Source organism: Pseudomonas sp. 21 (genome assembly GCF_000955805.1).
GTDB lineage: Bacteria > Pseudomonadota > Gammaproteobacteria > Pseudomonadales > Pseudomonadaceae > Pseudomonas.
This window is the reverse complement of the sequence record NZ_JYOA01000003.1, coordinates 314,154-334,050: the sequence shown is the minus strand read 5'-3', so window position 1 is coordinate 334,050 and position 19,897 is coordinate 314,154. Positions and strand designations below refer to the sequence as shown.

Sequence of the window (19,897 nt, the reverse complement as noted above, 5' to 3'; positions counted from 1 at the left end):
GACGCCTTAGCGCCAAGCGAAACGTCGTTCGCGAGCAAGCTCGCTCCTACAGATAGCCCCCACCGCGACAAACAGGTACGAATCATGCGCCTGATCAACCGAACCCCCGACCGCAGCGGCCGCCTGTTCCTCGTGCTGCTGCCCTTCGCCCTGCTGCTGTTCGCCTACTTCGCGGGCTCCACCTCGCGGCTGGCGGAGAACCCCAACGACAAGCTGCTGCCCAGCGCCGCGCAGATGGCCGACGCGGTGAACCGCCTGGCCTTCAGCGAAGACAAGCGCACCGGCGAAGTGCTGTTCTGGCAGGACACCGGCGCCAGCCTGCAACGTCTCGGCATGGGCCTGGGCATCGCCGCCCTGCTCGGCCTGGTGCTGGGCATCGCCGCCGGCAGCGTGCCGCTGTTCGGCGCGCCGCTGTCGCCGCTGCTCACCGTGCTGTCGATGATCCCGCCGCTGGCGATCCTGCCAGTGCTGTTCATCGTCTTCGGCCTCGGCGAACTGTCCAAGGTGGTGCTGATCGTCATCGGCGTCGCCCCCTGCATCGCCCGCGACATCGAACAACGCGCAAGGGAAATCCCCCGCGAACTGCTGATCAAGGCCCAGACCCTGGGCGCCAGCACCTGGACGCTGATCCTGCGGGTGGTGCTGCCGCAACTGATGCCGCGCCTGCTGATTTCCCTGCGCCTGATGCTCGGCTCGGCCTGGCTGTTCCTCATCGCCGCCGAGGCCATCGCCTCCACCGACGGCCTGGGCTACCGCATCTTCCTGGTGCGCCGCTACCTCGCCATGGACGTGATCCTGCCCTACGTGGTGTGGATCAGCGCCCTGGCCTGGCTGATGGACTACGGCCTGCGCCTGCTCACCCGGCGTGCCTTCCCCTGGTACGAAGGAGGCAAGGCATGAGCTTCATCAGCGTGAAGAACGTCTGGCAGGAATACGACGGCAACGTGGTGCTCGAACGCCTGAATCTCGAGGTGAAGGAAGGCGAGTTCTGCACCCTGGTCGGCGCCTCCGGCTGCGGCAAGTCCACCTTCCTGCGCCTGCTGCTCGGCCAGGAGCGCCCCAGCCGTGGCGAGCTGCTGCTCGAAGGCCAACCGCTGCCGGGCGAGCCCGACCCGAGCCGCGGCGTGGTGTTCCAGCGCTACTCGGTGTTCCCGCACTTGTCGGTGCTCGACAACGTCGCCCTCGGCCTCGAACTGCCGCGCTCGCCGTTGCTCGGCCGACTGTTCGGCAACGCCAAGCGCGAGGCCCGCGAACAGGCTGCCGCCCTGCTCGAACGCGTCGGCCTCGGCCACGCGCTGACGCAGTATCCGAGCGCCCTGTCCGGCGGCATGCAGCAACGCCTGGCCATCGCCCAGGCACTGGTGATGAAGCCGCGCGTGCTGCTGCTCGACGAACCCTTCGGCGCACTCGACCCCGGCATCCGCAAGGACATGCACGCCCTGCTGCTGGAGCTGTGGCAGGAAACCCGGCTCACCGTGTTCATGGTCACCCACGACCTCGCCGAGGGCTTCAGCCTGGGCACCCGCCTGCTGGTCTTCGACAAGGTCCGCCATGACCCGCAGGCACCCACCGCCTACGGCGCCCGCATCACCTACGACATTCCGCTCAACGCCGACCGCAAGGCCGCCCGCGCCGCCCTGCCCGAACCGCTTGCCGCGCGCCTGGAAACGGCCGCCGCCCCGCTGATCACGCCGGCCTATTAAGGAGCCCGCCATGAACGAATTGCGCACCACCCTCTACGAAGAAACCGTCCCCGGCGGCGGCCATACCTCCTTCGTCCTCAAGCGCGGCCAGGTGCTGCGCCTGACCGACATCGAAGGCGGCGGCAACGTCAGCCTGCTGCTGTTCAACGCCGCCGAGAAAAGCGAGCGGCTGAACCTGCCCGACAGCCTCAAGTGCCAGCACACCGCCAGGCTCACCGCCGGCCACTGCCTGTACTCGGACATGGGCCGCGTGCTCGCCGCCATCACCGCCGACAGCTGTGGCTGGCACGACAGCTTCGGCGGCGTGCTGAACGCCGCCGAAGTGCAGGAGAAATACGGCGCGGGCCGCTACCAGGAACTGCGCAACGGCTTCCATCGCAACGGCGTGGACAACCTGCTGGTGGAAATGGGCAAGTGGGACATGCGCCTGCAGGACCTGCTGATGTGCCTGAACCTGTTCAGCCGCGTGGACGTCGACGCCGACGGCTGCTTCCGCTTCGCCCAGGGCAACTCCAGGGCCGGCGACTCCATCGAGCTCTACGCACCGATGGACACGCTGGTGGTGCTCACCGCCCTGCAGCACCCGCTGGACCCGAACCCGCAGTACGCGCCCAAGCCCATCGGCCTGACCTGGCAGCAGGTCGCCGCCGACGGCATCAGCGTGCTTTGCCGTACGTCCCGCCCGGAGAACGGCCGCGGCTTCCACAACACCGAACGCCAGTACCTGTAAGGAGCGCGAGCATGCCCATCGTCCCCAGCGACAAACACCCCGAAGCCTGCGTCTCGCGCACCCTGATCCCGGCCGGCGAACCCAGCCTCACCGAGCTCAAGGCCGGACAGACCCTGCGCATCCTCGACCTGGAAGGCAACCAGGCGGTGGACACGCTGTTCTTCAGCGCCGCCAACCCGCGCGAGCGCTACGACGTGCAGCGCACCCTGCGCAAGCAGGGGCAGGTCTACCTCAGCGCCGGCAGCGTGCTGTATTCCAACCTCGGCAACCCGATGCTGAGCATCGTCGCCGACACCTGCGGCCGCCACGACACCCTCGGCGGCGCCTGCGCCCAGGAGAGCAACACCGTGCGCTACGCCCTGGACAAGCGCTACATGCACAGCTGCCGCGACAACTTCCTGCGCGCCAGCCTGCACGACGGCCGCCTGGGCAAGGCCGACATCAGCCACAACATCAACTTCTTCATGAACGTGCCGGTCACCGCCGAAGGCGGGCTGACCTTCGAGGATGGCATCTCCGGCGCCGGCAAGTACGTCGAGCTGCTCGCGCACATGGACGTGATCGTCCTGATCTCCAATTGCCCGCAGCTCAACAACCCCTGCAACGGCTGGAACCCGACGCCGGCGGAGCTGCTGGTATGGGAGTGAAGCGGCTGCAAGCGGCAGGCGGAAAGCTGCAAGTGCTGCGGCGCTGGCTGTACGTCCTGAGCCAGAGCCGCAGCGCCCAGTGCAGCCCGGCACTGAGAACCCGTAGGAGCGAGCTTGCTCGCGAACAGACTTCGCCCGAGCCCCGGAGCTAAGCAAGGTTCGCGAGCAAGCTCGCTCCTACGAAGAGCACGTCTGCGCCACGGACGACCGTGGTGCGCACCGAATGACGGCGGGACGGCCCGCCACCCCATGGGGACGCCCTCATGTTCGACAAGCTCCTGATCGCCAACCGCGGCGCCATCGCCTGCCGCATCCTGCGCACGCTCAATGAACTGAACGTGGGCGGCGTCGCCGTGTACTCCGAGGCCGACGCCGCCAGCCTGCACCTCCAGCAGGCCGCCCAGGCCATCAGCCTCGGCGAAGGCCCGGCCTCCAGCACCTATCTGGTCGTGGAGAAAATCCTTGCCGCCGCCCGCGACAGCGGCGCCCAGGCAATCCATCCCGGCTACGGCTTCCTCTCGGAAAACGCCGCCTTCGCCGAAGCCTGCGAAGCCGCCGGCATCGCCTTCGTCGGCCCGACGCCGGAGCAATTGCGCGTGTTCGGCCTCAAGCACACCGCCCGTGCACTGGCCCGTGAACAGGGCGTGCCGATGCTCGAAGGCACCGACCTGCTGCCCGACCTCGAAGCCGCGCTGCTCGCCGGTGAGCAAGTCGGCTACCCGGTGATGCTGAAAAGCACCGCCGGCGGTGGCGGCATCGGCATGCGCGTGTGCCGCTCGGCGGACGAACTGCGCGACGCCTTCGACGCAGTGAAGCGCCTGGGGCAGAACAACTTCAGCGACTCGGGCGTGTTCATCGAGAAGTACATCGAGCGTGCCCGCCACTTGGAAGTGCAGGTATTCGGCGATGGCCAAGGCGAAGTGATCGCCCTCGGCGTGCGCGACTGCTCGGTACAGCGGCGCAACCAGAAGGTGCTGGAAGAAACCCCGGCGCCCAACCTGCCCGCCGGCATGGCCGACGCCCTCTGCGCGGCGGCAATCCAGTTGGCGAAAGCCGTCAGCTACCGCAGCGCCGGCACCGTGGAGTTCGTCTACGACAGCGAGGCGCAGCGCTTCTACTTCCTCGAAGTGAACACCCGCCTGCAGGTCGAGCACGGCGTCACCGAGCAGGTCTGGGGCGTCGACCTGGTGCGCTGGATGATCGAGCTGGCCGCCGGCGATCTGCCGCCGCTGGCCGACCTCATCGCCGGGTTGAAGCCCAGCGGCCACGCCATCCAGGCGCGCCTCTATGCCGAAGACCCGGGCCGCGACTTCCAGCCCTGTCCCGGCCTGCTCACCGCCGTGCAATTCCCGCCGGCCGACGGCAAGGCGCTGCGCATCGACACCTGGGTCGAGGCCGGCTGCGAGATTCCGCCCTACTTCGACCCGATGATCGCCAAGCTCATCGCCTGGGCACCGACCCGAGAACAGGCCAGTGTCGGCCTCGACCGCGCGCTGGCCGACAGCGTGCTGTACGGCGTGGAATGCAACCGCGACTACCTGCGGCAGATCATCAAAGACACGCCCTTCGCCAGCGGCTCGCCCTGGACGCGCTGCCTGGAAAGCCTGCGCTACCGCGCCCGCACATTTGAAGTGCTGAGTGCCGGCACCCAGACCAGCGTGCAGGATTACCCCGGCCGCCTCGGCTACTGGGCCGTGGGCGTACCGCCATCGGGGCCGATGGATGATCGCGCGCTGCGCCTGGGCAACCAGCTGCTGGGCAACCCCGAAGGCGCCGCCGCGCTGGAAATCACCATGAGCGGCCCGACCCTGCGCTTCAACACCGATGCGGTGGTGAGTGTCACCGGCGCGGCGCTGCCGATCAGCCTGGATGGCAGCGAACAGCCGATGGACACCGCGCTGTTCATCGCCGCCGGCGCCACACTCAGCCTCGGCACCGTGAGTGGCGCCGGCGCGCGCAGCTACCTGTGCCTGCGTGGCGGCTTGAACGTGCCGGACTACCTGGGCAGCAAGAGCACCTTCACCCTCGGCCAGTTCGGCGGCCACGGCGGCCGCGCCCTGCGCGCCGGCGACGTGCTGCACCTCGACGCGCTGGCAGACGCGCGCCACGGTGAAAGCCTGCCGGTTGAGCTGCGCACCGACCTCCCGGCCGTGCGCAGCATCCGCGTGATCTACGGCCCCCACGGCGCACCGGAATACTTCACCCCGGCCTACATCGAGACCTTCTTCGCCACCGACTGGGAAGTGCACTTCAACTCCAGCCGTACCGGCGTCCGCCTGATCGGCCCGAAACCGGAATGGGTGCGCGAGAGCGGCGGCGAGGCCGGCCTGCACCCGTCGAACATCCACGACAACCCCTACGCCATCGGCGCCGTGGACTTCACCGGCGACATGCCGGTGATCCTCGGCCCGGACGGCCCGAGCCTGGGCGGCTTCGTCTGCCCGGTGACGGTGATCGAGGCCGACCTCTGGCAACTTGGCCAGCTCAAGGCGGGGGACAAGGTGCGCTTCCTGCCGGTGGATATCGCCGCCGCCCGCTCGCTGAGCCGCTCCCAAACCGCCGAATACCGTGCTCTTTCTCTTTGTAGGATCGAGGGGGGCGCCCCAGCCCTTGCTCGCGAACCTGCACAACTCCTGGACCACCGGCAGAATGCGTTCGCGAGCAAGCTCGCTCCTACAAAAGCGCAAGCGCTCACCTCCCCCATCGTCCTCGACCTCGGCCAGGACGACACCCGCCTGGTTGCGCGCCTCTCCGGCGACACTCACCTGCTGCTGGAAATCGGCCAGCCCGAGCTGGACCTGGTCCTGCGCTTCCGCGCCCATGCCCTGATGCAGGCGCTGGAAGCCAAGCACCTCGACGGCGTGATCGACCTCACGCCCGGCATCCGCTCGCTGCAGGTTCATTACCAGCCGGAAACCCTGCCGCTGCAAAGCCTGCTGGCAACCGTCGCCGGACTCTGGGACGCCGTGTGCGCCGCGCAGGACCTCAAGGTGCCGTCGCGCATCGTCCACCTGCCGCTGTCCTGGGACGATCCGGCCTGCCAGCTGGCCATCGAGAAATACATGACCACCGTGCGCAAGGACGCGCCCTGGTGCCCGAGCAACCTGGAGTTCATCCGCCGCATCAACGAGCTGCCGGACCTGGAAGCGGTGTACCGCACCGTGTTCGAAGCCAGCTACCTGGTCATGGGCCTGGGCGACGTCTACCTCGGCGCGCCCGTGGCCACGCCGCTGGACCCGCGCCACCGCCTGGTGACCACCAAGTACAACCCGGCGCGCACCTGGACCGCGGAGAACTCCGTGGGCATCGGCGGCGCCTACATGTGCGTCTACGGCATGGAGGGCCCCGGCGGCTACCAGTTCGTCGGCCGCACCCTGCAGATGTGGAACCGCTACCGCGAAGTCGCCGCATTCGACGGCAAACCCTGGCTGCTGCGCTTCTTCGACCAGATCCGCTTCTACCCGGTCTCGGCGGACGAACTGCTGCGCATCCGCCGCGACTTCCCGCTGGGCCGCTATCCGCTGCGCATCGAGGAAAGCGAACTGCGCCTGGCGGACTACCAGGCCTTCCTCGCCGAGGAAGCCGACAGCATCGCTGCGTTCCGCGTCCACCAGCGCGCCGCCTTCGATGCCGAGCGCCAGCGCTGGATCGCCTCCGGCCAGGCCCACTTCGAGAGCGAGGAAGCCGCCATCGACACCGGCGAGGAAGCTCCGCTCGGTGCCGGCCAGCACGCCGTCGAAAGCCACATCGCCGGCAACCTCTGGCAGGTGCAGGTGGAAGCCGGCGCCAGCGTGAAGGCCGGCGACATCCTGGTGATCCTCGAATCCATGAAGATGGAAATCCCCCTCACCGCCCCACGCGACGGCGTGGTGCGCGAGGTTCGCGTGCAGCCGGGTTCGCCGGTGCGCGCCGGGCAGAGGGTGGTGGTGATGGAGGAGGCGTGACGCGACCTGAAAAGCGCCCTCTCCCCAACCCTCTCCCGCAAGCGGGAGAGGGGGCCGTTCCGAGCAGGGCGAAATATCCGATTCATCCTGAATCCACAGCCCTGCCTGTGGATTGAACTCGACACTACGGCGGACTGCTCTTCCCCCTCTCCCTTCAGGGAGAGGGCCGGGGAGAGGGTAGCCGCCCAGCACAGGAACCCCAACCATGCCCACCACCTTCGACCTCCGCCTCACCACCCTGCGCACCGCCTACCGCGAGGGCCGTGCCACCCCGCGCCAGCTGATCGCCGAACTGCGCAACAAGGCCGCCGCGCTGAACCCGGACTACCACCTGTTCATCCACCTGCTGAGCCTGGAAGAGCTGGAGCCGTACCTCGCCTCGCTGGATGAGAAATCGCCGGACAGCCTGCCGCTCTACGGCATTCCCTTCGCCATCAAGGACAACATCGACCTTGCCGGCATCCCCACCACCGCCGCCTGCCCGGCCTTCGCCTACACACCGGAATCTTCCGCGACGCTGGTGCAGCAACTGATCGACCTGGGCGCCATCCCGCTGGGCAAGACCAACCTCGACCAGTTCGCCACCGGCCTCAACGGCACCCGCTCGCCCTATGGCGAATGCCGCAACAGCGTGCTGCCCGAGTACCCGTCGGGCGGCTCCAGCGCCGGTTCCTCGCTGGCCGTGGCGCTGGGCGTGGCGAGCTTCGCCCTGGGTACCGACACCGCCGGCTCCGGTCGCGTGCCGGCGGCGCTCAACGGCCTGCTCGGGCTGAAACCGAGCAAGGGGCTGCTGTCCAACCAGGGCCTGGTACCGGCCTGCCGCACCCTGGACTGCATCACCTACTTCACCGCCAGTGCCGCCGAGGCCAGCGAGCTGCTCGCTCTCACGGCAAAGCTCGATCCACGGGACGGCTACAGCCGCGCCAATCCCGCCTGGAACGACGCCAGCGCCTTCGGTGCACCCAGGCCGTTCCGCTTCGGCGTGCCGCGCGCCGACCAGCTGGAGTTCTTCGGCTGCCACGAAGGCCCGGTGCTGTTCACCGATGCCCTCGACCAGCTCAAGGCGCTGGGCGGCGAGGCTCGGGAGATCGACTTCGCGCCCTTCCTCGAAGCCGCGCGCCTGCTCTATGAAGGTCCGTGGGTCGCCGAACGCTACAGCGTGGCCGGCGAGCTGATCGAGCGCGACCCGCAAGCCGTGCTGCCAGTGATCCGCGACGTGCTGGCGAAAGCTCCCGGCGCCACCGCCGTGCAGGCGTTCCGCGCGCAGTACCGGCTGCAGGAGCTCAAGGCACAATGCGACGCGATCCTCGCCAACCTCGACTGCGTACTGACGCCCACCATCGGCCGCCCGGTGACGCTGGACGAGTTACACGCCGAACCGGTGAAGCGCAATTCCGACCTGGGCTACTACACCAACTTCATGAACCTGCTGGACTACGCCGCCGTCGCCGTGCCCAGCGCGATCATGGGCAACGGCCTGCCCTGGGGCGTGACCCTGTTCGGCCGCGCCTTCACCGACCAGTATCTGCTCGGCGTGGCCGATGCGCTGCAGCGCCAGCACAACCTGCCGCTCACCGGTGGCAACGCCATCGCCCCGGCCTCCTCCGCCAACGCCGCGCGCAACGACCGCGCTCGCCTGGTCGTGTGTGGCGCGCACCTCGACGGCCTGGCGCTGAACTGGCAACTGCGCCAGCGCAGCGCGCGCCTGCTGCGTGCCACCCGAAGCGCCCCGGCTTACAAGCTCTACGCCCTCGCCGGCGGCCCACCGCTGCGCCCCGGCATGCTGCGTGTGGCCGACGGCGGCGTGGCCATCGAAGTGGAAGTCTGGGAGCTGCCCAGCGCCGAGCTGGGCTCCTTCCTCACCGGCATCCCGGCGCCGCTGGGGCTGGGCAAGGTGCAGCTGGAGGATGGCAGCTGGGAGACCGGCTTCATCTGCGACGCCTGGGGCCTGGACGGCGCCGAGGACATCAGCCGCTTCGGCGGTTGGCGGGCGTGGCTGCAGAGCCGCCGCTGAGTGATTTTTGCAGGAGCGAGGGGAACGCCCAGTCCTTGCTCGCGAATACGCCCCGCTGCGGAGGCTGTTCGCGAGCAAGCTCGCTCCTACAAGTACAGCGGCATCACGGGTGTGTGGGCGCAGATGGCGGGCATCGCGTGGGAGCGGACTCCGTCCGCGATGGCCCGCCCACGCACAAATGGTTATCTGCAACCCCATGGAACCCTTTCACGCCACCAGCTAGAGTCGAGGTATCACCCGCCGCAAGGACCGGTCATGCCCGACCTCAGCCACCAGCAGGCGCAGCACCGCGTCGACGATATCCTGGCCTTCGACCGCGAGCTGCGCCGCCTGCACGACGAGGGTGCTCTCGTCCTCGACACCACCCAGCGCGACCGCCTGCACGACCACCAGCAACGCCTGCTCGCCGACTACCGCGCGCGCTTCGACATCGACCGCGACAGCCAGGACCACCGTCTCTCCCTGAGCATGCGCATCGCGTCCTTCCTTGGCGCGCTGGCGCTGGCCGCCAGCCTGTTCTTCCTGTTCTACCAATTCTGGGGCCTGTTCGCGGAAACCGCCCAGGTGCTCACCCTCATCGCCGCTGCCGTGGTCAGCCTGCTGCTGACGCTCTTCCTGCAACGCCGCGACGCCTCCGGCTACTTCGCCAAGCTCGGCGCCATGCTGGCCTTCGCCTGCCTGGTGCTGAACGTCGTCATGGTCGGGCAGATCTTCAACATCACGCCCTCGGACAAGGCCCTTCTGCCCTGGGCCGCCTATGCCCTGCTGCTCGCCTACACCTGCAACACCCGCCTGCTGCTGGCCGCCGCGCTGATCTGCGTGATGGGCTACGTCGCCGCGCGGGTCGGTACCTGGAGCGGCGTCTACTGGCTGGATGTGGGCGAGCGCCCGGAGAACTTCTTCCCCGCTGCGCTGCTGATCTTCCTCATCCCCTCGTTCATCGCGCAGAACCGCTTCGACGGCTTCGCCGCGATCTACCGGATATTCGGCCTGCTCGGGCTGTTCCTGCCGATGCTGGTGCTGGCCAACTGGGGCGGCAGCAGCTACCTGCCGCTGAGCATCACCACGGTGGAGAACCTCTACCAGGTGCTCGGTTTCATTGCCTCGGCGCTGGTCATCTGGCTGGGTGCGCGTCGCGAATGGCCGGAAGTGGTGAACACCGGGCTGACCTTCTTCGTGATCTTCCTCTACACCAAGTTCTTCGACTGGTGGTGGGAGGTCATGCCCAAGTACCTGTTCTTCCTCGTGCTGGGCCTGTGCGCCGTGCTGATCCTGCTGGTACTGCGGCGCCTGCGCCGTGCCCATGGCCTGCTGGGAGGGACGTCGTCATGAACTGGACGCGCACCCATGCCCTGGCCGGCGGCGTCGGCCTGATCCTGCTGGTCAACGCCGTGGCCCTGGGCGGCGTCGCCTGGAACCGTTCGGCCGAGCCCGACAGCAGACTGCCCCTCAACCAGCGCGAGCTGATCCGCAACAACACCTGGCACAACGAAAACAGCGGCCTGAGCCTGCGCCTGCGCTGGCGCACCCCCACGCGTGATGAAGGCACCCGGCACAACCGTGGCTGGCTGCCGGCCATCGACGGGCAGAAGATGGCCAGCCTGGGCTTCAGCATGCCCGCTCAGGTGGACGACGACAGCGCCCGGCACTTCGGCCGCCAGCAATCGCGCAACGCCCTGCTGGTACTGGAACTGGCCGGCCCGCTGTACGAGCGCGAAGTACAGCTGACGCGCAAGCGCCTCGACCAGGCTCGCCAGGCCGCCGACGCCGCGCCGCAGAACGCGCGCCTGGCGGACGAGCGCGACTTCATCCGCCGCGAGCTGGACAGCGAGGAGAAGACCGACACGCGCCTGCTGCTCAAGGACGTTGGCCTGGATCTCCAGGCCCTGCGCAGCCAGTATCCCGACCGCCAGCGCTACCTGATCATTCATGGCCGCGTGCGCCCCATCTCCAATTACTACCAGCACATCTGGACGCTGGGCGGCACCGCCAGCGACATCGGCTCCGACAGCATCAACGTGCCCTACCAGTGGCGCGAACGCCTGGACGAGATCACGCAGCAGTCCCACCGGACCGCGGAAGGCCTGCCCCAGCCCTTCGTCGCCGACGTCGTCTTCGGCCGTCGCCTGGAGCCCTGGATCGAGCGCATCGAAATCCCCTGACCGGCCCCCGCCGCGCCGATCCGAATCCGCTTGCGCGATACGGGTCGGCGCTGCACCCTGTGCGTCCGCCTCACCGCCATTTCCTGCCCTGACCGGCCATGAACGACGCCACTCCCGATCCCAGCCGCTGCCCGCTCTGCGGCCAATCCAACCGCTGCACCCAGGCCGATCCGGCGCTGCTGGGCCAGAGTTGCTGGTGCTTCAGCACGCCCATCGACCGCGAGGCACTGGAGCGCATCCCGCCAGAGCTGATCGACCGCGCCTGCCTGTGCCCGCGCTGCGCAGCAGGGCTGAAGGACTCCGGGAACGCCTGATGCGCCTGGACCGCTTCATTGCCAACCTGCCCCACCTGAACCGCCAGCAGGCCCGCCAGCTGCTTGCCGAGGGCCGCCTGCGAGTCGATGGCCAGGTGGTACGCGACGGACGCCACGAGGTGCGCGAGTTCTCCCGCGTGGAGCTGGACGATGACCTGCTGCAGGCCGGCAAGCCGGCGCGCTACTTCATGCTGCACAAACCCGCCGGCTGCGTCAGCGCCACCCGCGACGCCGAGCACCGCACCGTGCTCGACCTACTGGACGAGCCGGACAAGCACGAGCTGCACATCGGCGGCCGCCTGGACTACAACACCACCGGCCTGCTGCTGATCACCAACGACGGGCAATGGTCGCGACGCATGACGCTGCCGGGGCGCAAGCTGCCCAAGGTCTACTACGTCGAGACCGAAGACCCGATCGAGGAACGCTACATCGCGACCTTCGAACAGGGCCTGTACTTCGCCTTCGAAGACCTCACCACCCTGCCCGCCCAGCTGGAAATCCTCGATACCCATGCCGCGCGCCTGACCCTCCACGAAGGCCGCTACCACCAGGTGAAGCGCATGTTCGGCCACTTCCAGAACAAGGTGACCCGCCTGCACCGCGAGAGCATGGGCAGCCTGCAGCTCGACCCGGCCCTGCAACCGGGCGAATACCGTACGCTGACCGCGCAGGAAATCGCCGACCTGGGCTGAGCCGCCCTTTGCAGGAGCGAGCTTGCTCGCGAACAATCTTGCCGGCGAGCACGGCGTCCGGGCGGTTCGCGAGCAAGCTCGCTCCTACATACCGCGCCCCGCGCAACATTCCGAAGAGTCCTACGCAGACCGTTCAGCCCGGCGGTTTGCAGCCTTCGCCACCGCTTGGCTAATCTCCCAGCCATGCCCGCGATCCAAGGAAAGGTAATGAAGAAACTGTCGGTTGCCCTGCTGATCGCCCTGAGCGCCAGCGTCGCCTTTGCCAATCCGGGCAAGCCCTCGCCGCTTTCGGACCTGCAGGCCGCGCTGAAGACACTCAAGCCCGGCCAGTTTCTCTGGTACCCGGAAATCTCCCCGGCGGGCCCGGTCACCCTGGTGGTCAGCCTCACCGAGCAGCGCGCCTACGTGTACCGCAACGGCATCGCCATCGGCGTGGCCACGGTGAGCACCGGCAAGAAAGGCAAGGAAACCCCCACCGGCGTGTTCTCCATCCTGCAGAAGAAGGTCGAATACCACTCCGACCTCTACAACAGCGCGCCCATGCCCTACATGCAGCGCCTGACCTGGGACGGCATCGCCCTGCACGCCGGCAACCTGCCCGGCTACCCGGCCTCCCACGGCTGCATCCGCCTGCCCATGGCCTTCGCCAAGAAGCTCTACGAAGTCACCGGTTTCACCTCGACCACCGTGATCATCTCCGACGCCAAGAGCTCGCCGGTGGAGGTCTACCACCCCGGCCTGCTCGCGCCTATCGTCAGCGACGGCCGCGCCGCCGGCCCGCATGACGACAGCGGCATGGTGGTACCGTTCTGGAGCGACCCGGGTGCGGAGAAGGGCCCGGTCTCCGTACTGGTAAGCCGTGCCGACCGCCGCCTCTACGTCTACCGTGGCGGCCTGCAGATCGGCACCGCGCCCGTGGCCTTCGAGCACCCGGAGGAAAAGACCGGTGTCGCCGCCTTCTCCCTGATGGAGAAACCCTCCCAGGCCGAGATCGACAGCGAGAGCCCGAACCTGCGCTGGACCAGTGTGCAGGTCAGCGATCCACAGCGCGGCCTCTCACCCGCCGAGCAACTGGGCAAGTTCAGCCTCGACCGCGAGTTCCTGCGCAACCTGCTGGCCAGCATGGACGTGGGCAGCACCCTGGTGATCACCGACCTGCCATCCACCCGCGACATGCGCAGCAACCCGGACTTCACCGTGATCACCACCAACGACCGCAAGGCCGAGCAGAAGCCGGTCAATAACCAGAGCGTGCAGTAACGCCATGGGCCGGAGCGACGCCCGGGCGCTCCGGATTTCCCCTACAGCATCTTCATCATTCCACTGCACCGCCCCTCCCCCGCGCCCTTCAAACTGCCAGCACTCGCCAACGGACAGACCGCCTCAAGCCAGCCGTGCAAGCAGCCGAAGAATCTCGAAACACAAGGAGTCAAGGTGCCTGTCCGGGGTGAGTTCCCTGTCGCCTCTGCGCAAGGAAACTCACCGTCTCGCGGCATTTTATCGCGCTGCAAAGTTCGTAATTACCGACGGGCGGAACCATACTTGATTAAAAAACAGCCACATCACTGGTCAAAAATCGCGCACAATGCGGCGTTTCCCAGAAAAAACCATATCGATTCAACGGGAATGTTGTATTCATGCTGACTTTTTTGAAGTTACGGGGGTTCTTCCGGATTTCGCTCGCCAGTACCGCGCTCTTCGCGATCGGTAGCTGGCAGGCCGTGTCCGCTGCCGCCCTGCCCACCGCCGAGGAACTGCACCGCCTCGCGCCGGCAACCAACACCGAGACCCTGCGCCTGGCGCTCAGCGCGCTGCAATGCGCCAGCACCCAGTTGGGCGGCCAGAACCGCCTGCTGACGGTGATCGACTACTCCAAGCCATCCCGCGACAAGCGCCTCTGGGTCTTCGACCTGAAGCAGCGCAAGTTGCTCTTCGAAGAGTGGGTCGCCCACGGCAAGAAGAGTGGCGAGGACATGGCCACCTCCTTCTCCAACCGCCCGGAGAGCAACCAGTCCTCCATCGGCCTCTACCAGACCGGCCAGACCTACAGCGGCAAGCACGGTCGATCCCTGCGCCTGCTGGGCCTGGAGCCGGGCTTCAACGACAACAGCGAAGAGCGCGCCATCGTCATGCACGCCGCCGCCTACGCCGACCCCAAGGTCGTCTCCGGTCTCGGTCGCCTCGGCCGCAGCCTGGGTTGCCCGGCCGTGCGCCCGCAGGTGGCGCAGCAGCTGATCGACACGGTGAAGAACGGCAGCTACGTATTCGCCTACTACCCGCAGCAGCAGTACCTGAAGACCTCGCAGTTCCTCGCCGGGCAAAGCTGCACCGTGGCCAGGAACCCGCAGATCAACCGCTACGCCACCAACCTCGCCAAGCGCTGATCTCAACCCGCAAACGCAAACCGCCGGCTGATGCCGGCGGTTTGCGTTTCGGGGGATCGCGAGGTGCGGCTAGGCCTTCACCCCATTGAGGATTTCCAGGATCGCGCGCACGTCCACGGCGTCCATCTGTTCGGGATTGAGGAAGCGGTCGCCGTATTCCTTGTACACGCCCTGGCTGATGAACAAGCGGAACAGATCGGAGTCGATGTGCTGGTCGCGGGCCATGAAGGCAAGGATCTTCAGCGACTCGGAGAGTGTCTTCGGCGCCTTGTACGGGCGGTCGGCGGCGGTCAGCGCCTCGAAGATGTCGGCGATCGCCATCACCCGTTCCGGGATGCTCATCTGTTCGCGGGAGAGTTTGCGCGGGTAGCCGGTGCCGTCCATCTTCTCGTGGTGGTTGGCCGCGATGGTCGGCACACGGCGCAGGTTGCGCGGCAGTGGCAGGGTGGTGAGCATCATCAGGGTCTGCACGATGTGCTCGTTGATCTTGAAGCGCTCCTCGTCGTTCAGCGTGCCGCGGCGGATGCCCAGGTTGTACAGCTCGCCATAGTTGCTGGCGTAGGGCGGCAGGCGCATGTCGAAGCCCCAGATATTGCGCGGGTCGTCCTTCGTCACCGGTGGTTTGCGCTCGCCCCACATCACACGGTGCTCGGCCTTGTCGGCGAGGAGGAATTCCTCCGCCGGCAGCGGCTGTGCCGGCCGGCCCTGCAGGCGCTCGGCCTCGTCGTGGGAGATACCCAGGCGGTCGTCGAAAAAGCGCAACCAGCGGCGCTCGCCGATCTGCTTGAGGCGTTCGATGTCCTCGTCCTTCATGAATTCGCCGCCGACGTTGGCCTGGGCGACGAAGGCATAGTCATCGCGCAGTGACTCGTGCAGCGCGTCGCGGCGGGCGGCGAGCAGGCCGATGTCGCTGCCCTCGGCGATGCCGCGCCAGTAGTCCAGTTCGATATCGCGCCAGATCACCTCGAAGCGCGTGCGCACTTCGTGCAGGCGGTTGTACAGGGTCTCCAGCTTGGTCGCCTTGTCCACCACGTATTCGGGGCTGGTGATCTTGCCGCAGTCGTGCAGCCAGGCGGCGATCTGGAACTCGTAGCGCTCCGCATCGCTCATGGTGAAGCCGGCGTACTCGCCATCGTGCGAGTCGATGACCTTCTGCAGCAGCAGGTCGGCCAGTTGCGGCACGCGCTCGCAGTGGCCCCCGGTGTAGGGGCTCTTGGCGTCGATGGCGTCAGCCAGCAGCTTGATGATCGCGTCCAGCAACCGCTGCTGGGCTTCGATCAGTTGGCGGGTCTCGATGGCCACGGCGGCGGCACCGGAGAGTTCCTCGACGAAGCGCTTGAACGGTTTGCGCGGCTGGCGGCTGTGTACGCCTTCCTGGGCCAGTTGCAGGACCAGGATGCCGAGCAGCTCGTCCGAACGGTTGCGCAGGGAAACCTCCAGGTACTGGCCGCGATTGGCCAGGGCCAGGTCCACCCGCTCGGCCAGCTCCGCCTCGGTGAAGCCCTCGATCAGCATGGACTGCGGGTACTGCTCACCATTCACCGAGCAGGCCAGCCGCAGACGGCACTCATCGTCGTCCAGCAGGTAGACCGCGCCACCCATCACGCCGGTGGCTTCGACCAGGCGTGACAGCACGCCTTCGAGCATGCTCTCCAGGCGGGTCTCGCGGCTCAGGGTCAGGGTGATTGCCTGGAAGTTGTGAATGGTGCGCGACATGCTGCCCATCACGCTACTCAGGTCGCGAACCTCGGCGATCTTCGACTCCACGCCGACTGGCCGGGCGAAGTCGAAGGCCGCCAGAGCGCCGACCTGGTCGGCCAGCGCGGTCAGCGGGCGGGCGATGCGCCGGCCGATGTACCAGCCGATCAGCAGCAGGACGAGCAGCAGCGTGCCGCTCCACAGCGCCTGGTTGAACAGCAGTTGCCGCGCCCCGGCCAGCAGCTCCACGGCCGGAATGGCGATCAGTACCTTCACCTCGTTGCTGGTGAAATTCGACAGCGGCACCCAGATGCCGTACCAATCCTCGCCATTGACCCGGTAGGACTGGGGAGTCCCGGAAGGCACCTTCTCGGCGCTGAGTTCGCTCAGCGCCGGTACCTTCAGCTCGGCCAGCGTGGCCAGGCGCAGTTCCTTGCCCTCGTGGACCATCAGCCTGGACAGGTCCGGATAGGCGATCACCGTGCCCTTGCCGTCCACCACCGCCAGCTCGGTATGAGCGGTCTGGCGCAGGTCGCCCATCTCGCCGCCCAGGTCATTGACCGAGGCGTCCATGCCGATCACCGCGGCGCCGTCGACGCTGCGGTGAGCCAGGGTCAGGCCGATCTCGCGGGTGGTGAAGAACACATAGGGCTGGGTCAGCACCGTCTTGCTGGTGAGCCGCGCCTCGTTGTACCAGGGGCGCTGCCGAGGGTCGTAGGTGTAGTCGGGGCGTTCCTGCACGCGCAGCAGGCGCAGCTCGCTGTCGTAGAAACGCCACTCGCCGAGCAGCCCGCCCTGGCCGTTGAGGGTCTGGCTCTGCACCAGGTACTTGGCCGCGTCCGGCGCCTGCAACGTACGGCGTACCTCCGGCACCCGCAGCGCGCGGATCAGCAGAAACTCACCGTTCGGGTAGCCGATGTACACCGCGCTCAGGGTGCGATTGGCGCGCAGGTTCTCCACCAGCATCGGCAGGCGGTCGAGGCGCGCCGGCAGGTTGTCGGTCTGCGAGATGGGGTCGTGGGTCAGCAGGCGCAGCGCGCTTTCCGCCGGATCGATCAGGCGGCGGATACGCTCGTTGATGGTGGCGCCCAATTGGCTGGCCGATTCCCCGGCCGCCGTCACCAGCGCGCCTTCCACACCACGGTATCCCTGGATCAGCAACGCCCCCGCCAGCACCAGCATGCTGGCGATGATGGCCCCGGCCACCAGCAGTTGCAGCGGAATACCCCGTTCGAATGCCTTCATCCTTTACCAGCCTCTGTCCGTGGAGCTGTAGCGATATCCGCTGTCCAGCAGTCCTTCCGCCACTTGCGGCGGTGCATTCTTGCGCATGATCCGGGCCAGGGTTCCGTCCAGCCACAACGTCTCCAGCAGTCGCATCCACTCGGCGCTTTGCGCCGGGGTGAAGCGCTTGCGCGAGAGCATCAGGTTGTGGGGTGTCGCCGGCCCGGGCATGACATCTACCACATGAAAGCGCTCGCGTTGACGACGATCACTCACCGCTCCTTCAAGATTCATCTCATGGCCGATCACGCCCTCGACGTCGCCGTTGAGCAACGCGGTGAAGCGAGCCGCATCGTCCTTGTATTCCACCACCCGTCCTTCGGCGCGCAGGATGCGCAGCATGCCGTCGATGAAAGGCCCGTGGCGGTAGCCGGCGATCACGCCCAGACGCGCACCGGGCATGTCGTGGAAGGCGTCCAGGCTGTTCATCTCGCCCAGGTCGTAACGCACGATCAGCTTGTTGCGCATGTACAGGTAGGGAAGCAGGTAGGTGTAGGCACGGCGCTGCGGCGTCGCCACGCCACTGGTGCCCATCTGGAGTTCACCGCTTTCCAGCTTGCGCCAGATTTCGTCGCGTGGACGAACGGACGTCTCGAACTGGCAGCCGGTGCGCTTGCCCAGTTCGGCGATCAGGTCCGGGTCGATGCCGACGTCGTCATGGAAGAACACCACGTTGCGGGTGTAGGCGACGGCGACCGGTTGTTCGCAGCCGTAGCGATCCTCGGCCATGGCTTCCGCACACAGCGATACGGCCGGGGCCAGGACCAGCAGTGGGACGAACTTTCGGTGAAGTGCCATGGACCCGCTCCGCACGCGGTATCGGCCTCAGGGGGAGCACGGCAAGTTCGCTCGTCTTCGGCAGGGGCTTTACAGCTATCACAAGAGTGTAATCCGGCTTATCCAAAGCGCCGGACAATCGCGCAGAGAAATGTCATTTCGTCGGATTTTGGCCAAACGATGTGACTCAAGCGCTCGGTGGCTGTTGCAGGTGCCAGACCACCCTGCTTAACTCTGGCTCAAGCGTGACCAACGAGTCACGCAGCGCAGCCAACAATGATTTTCGCGGCAGCTGTTCCCCAAGCCGCACCTTCCCCCCGCCTGATCAGAAGCCTCCGTCCGCGCCCTCACGGGTTTCGGCGCGTCGCCTTTTGATGTCTTAAGCAATTGAAAACAAAGAAATTATTAACTTTCGTCGAGTGACATGAAGCTGTCACGTCAAGACGCTTTCCTCTGCCTGGGTACTTTCTTCGCATCCGATGGTGGATGCGCACCATGACCTGCGTCTGGAGGAATACGACATGAGGCCGGAAACCGCCGTCGTCGAGATTCAGCAACATCGGGTACACACGGAGTTTCACGCCAACAGGGAAGCGCGGCAGACCATCATCCTGGTCAACGGCTCGCTGGCAACCACCGCCTCCTTCGCGCAAACGGTGAAATACCTGCAACCGCACTTCAACGTCGTCTGCTACGACCAGCCGTACGCGGGCCGGTCGAGGGCCCACAACGACTGCCGCGAGTTCATCACCAAGGAGTACGAGGCGCAGCTGCTGCTCGGCCTGATCGAGCACTACCACGCCGACGTGGTGATGTCCTTCTCCTGGGGCGGCGTCGCCACCCTGCTGGCGCTGGCCGAACGCCCGGCGCGGATCCAGAAGGCAGTGATCAACTCCTTCTCGCCGCTGCTCAACGCCTCGATGCTGGACTACCTGCACCGCGGCCTGGACTACCTCTCCGCGTGCGACCGCACCAACATCGGCAACCTGGTCAACGACACCATCGGTCGCTACCTGCCGCAACTGTTCAAGCGCTACAACTTCCGCCACGTCGCCGGTCTCGACGAGCACGAATACCAGCAGATGCACTTCCACGTCTGCCAGGTACTCAAGCTCAGTGCCGAGAGCTACATGGAGAAGTTTGCCGCCATCGACATCCCGCTGCTGTTCATGAACGGCGAGCTGGACATCTACACCACCCCGGCCGAGGCCAAGCTGTTCCAGCAACTGATCCGCGACTGCGAGTTCCGCACCATCCGCAACGCCGGCCACTTCATCGACGTGGAACACAAGAAGGCCTGGCAGGAAACCCAGGACGCCCTCCTGACCTTCCTCCAGCCGCAGCGCCACCCGGTCCTGGCCAACCCCTACCTGCCCAGCAGCCAGGGCGTGCCCATCGCCGCCATGGTGGGCTGATGCAGCCAGCGCACACAGCCGGGGGCTGGCCCCAGACCTTCCGCCCCCGGTTTTTCATTGCGCCACCGTGTTCACGAATGCCATCCACTCGGCACGCCCGACCGCCCAAGGCTTCACTAAGCCCCGCCCT

At 66.9% G+C, this 19,897-nt stretch carries 15 protein-coding genes; 13 read left to right on the top strand and 2 right to left on the bottom strand.

Going from position 1 to position 19,897, the window contains the following annotated elements:
* Positions 1-84: 84 nt before the first annotated feature.
* From UB43_RS07120 to UB43_RS07065, 12 genes are all read left to right on the top strand, one after another.
* Complete coding sequence (locus tag UB43_RS07120) at positions 85-900, top strand: ABC transporter permease (RefSeq protein WP_045209738.1); 816 nt, start codon at positions 85-87, stop codon at positions 898-900.
* The gene (locus UB43_RS07115; RefSeq protein WP_045209737.1) at positions 897-1,703 is read left to right on the top strand and encodes an ABC transporter ATP-binding protein; all 807 of its coding nucleotides are present in this window, start codon (positions 897-899) and stop codon (positions 1,701-1,703) included. The genes UB43_RS07120 and UB43_RS07115 overlap by 4 nt, the downstream gene beginning before the upstream one ends.
* A 10-nt stretch (positions 1,704-1,713) precedes the next feature.
* A complete protein-coding gene (locus UB43_RS07110) occupies positions 1,714-2,433 on the top strand; it encodes an urea amidolyase associated protein UAAP1 (RefSeq protein ID WP_045209736.1) in 720 nt (239 codons plus the stop codon).
* An 11-nt stretch (positions 2,434-2,444) separates the two neighbouring features.
* On the top strand, positions 2,445-3,080 hold the full coding sequence (locus UB43_RS07105; protein WP_045209735.1) for an urea amidolyase associated protein UAAP2: 636 nt from the start codon (positions 2,445-2,447) through the stop codon (positions 3,078-3,080).
* A 263-nt stretch (positions 3,081-3,343) separates the two neighbouring features.
* Entirely contained in the window at positions 3,344-7,024 is a 3,681-nt protein-coding gene (uca, locus tag UB43_RS07100; RefSeq protein WP_045209734.1) for an urea carboxylase, read from the top strand.
* 205 nt (positions 7,025-7,229) lie between these two features.
* Positions 7,230-9,038: an allophanate hydrolase gene (atzF, locus tag UB43_RS07095; protein WP_045209733.1), complete on the top strand. Its 1,809-nt coding sequence runs from the start codon at positions 7,230-7,232 to the stop codon at positions 9,036-9,038.
* A 255-nt stretch (positions 9,039-9,293) separates the two neighbouring features.
* The gene (locus UB43_RS07090) at positions 9,294-10,370 is read left to right on the top strand and encodes a DUF2157 domain-containing protein (RefSeq protein ID WP_045209732.1); all 1,077 of its coding nucleotides are present in this window, start codon (positions 9,294-9,296) and stop codon (positions 10,368-10,370) included.
* Positions 10,367-11,200 carry a DUF4824 family protein gene (locus UB43_RS07085; RefSeq protein ID WP_045209731.1) on the top strand — a complete coding sequence of 278 codons (834 nt, stop codon included), beginning with the start codon at positions 10,367-10,369 and terminating at the stop codon, positions 11,198-11,200. The genes UB43_RS07090 and UB43_RS07085 overlap by 4 nt, the downstream gene beginning before the upstream one ends.
* Positions 11,201-11,298: 98 nt before the next feature.
* Complete coding sequence (locus UB43_RS07080; RefSeq protein WP_045209730.1) at positions 11,299-11,514, top strand: cysteine-rich CWC family protein; 216 nt, start codon at positions 11,299-11,301, stop codon at positions 11,512-11,514.
* Positions 11,514-12,209, top strand: coding sequence for a pseudouridine synthase (locus UB43_RS07075; RefSeq protein WP_045209729.1), 696 nt, complete (start codon positions 11,514-11,516; stop codon positions 12,207-12,209). Before UB43_RS07080 ends, UB43_RS07075 begins: the two co-directional genes overlap by 1 nt.
* Before the next feature lie 207 nt (positions 12,210-12,416).
* Entirely contained in the window at positions 12,417-13,469 is a 1,053-nt protein-coding gene (locus UB43_RS07070) for a L,D-transpeptidase (RefSeq protein ID WP_045209728.1), read from the top strand.
* Between the two features lie 377 nt (positions 13,470-13,846).
* On the top strand, positions 13,847-14,593 hold the full coding sequence (locus tag UB43_RS07065) for a murein L,D-transpeptidase catalytic domain family protein (protein WP_045209727.1): 747 nt from the start codon (positions 13,847-13,849) through the stop codon (positions 14,591-14,593).
* A 69-nt stretch (positions 14,594-14,662) separates the two neighbouring features.
* Here the strand turns inward: UB43_RS07065 and UB43_RS07060 are convergent, their stop codons facing one another.
* Positions 14,663-17,536 (bottom strand): HD domain-containing phosphohydrolase, encoded by a 2,874-nt coding sequence (locus UB43_RS07060; RefSeq protein WP_045209726.1) that lies wholly within the window; start codon positions 17,534-17,536, stop codon positions 14,663-14,665.
* Between the two features lie 3 nt (positions 17,537-17,539).
* Complete coding sequence (locus UB43_RS07055; RefSeq protein ID WP_045209725.1) at positions 17,540-18,373, bottom strand: ABC transporter substrate-binding protein; 834 nt, start codon at positions 18,371-18,373, stop codon at positions 17,540-17,542.
* Positions 18,374-18,873: 500 nt separating this feature from the next.
* Between UB43_RS07055 and UB43_RS07050 the strand changes: the two genes are divergently transcribed.
* The gene (locus tag UB43_RS07050) at positions 18,874-19,767 is read left to right on the top strand and encodes an alpha/beta fold hydrolase (RefSeq protein ID WP_037011257.1); all 894 of its coding nucleotides are present in this window, start codon (positions 18,874-18,876) and stop codon (positions 19,765-19,767) included.
* The last annotated feature ends 130 nt before the right edge of the window (positions 19,768-19,897 follow it).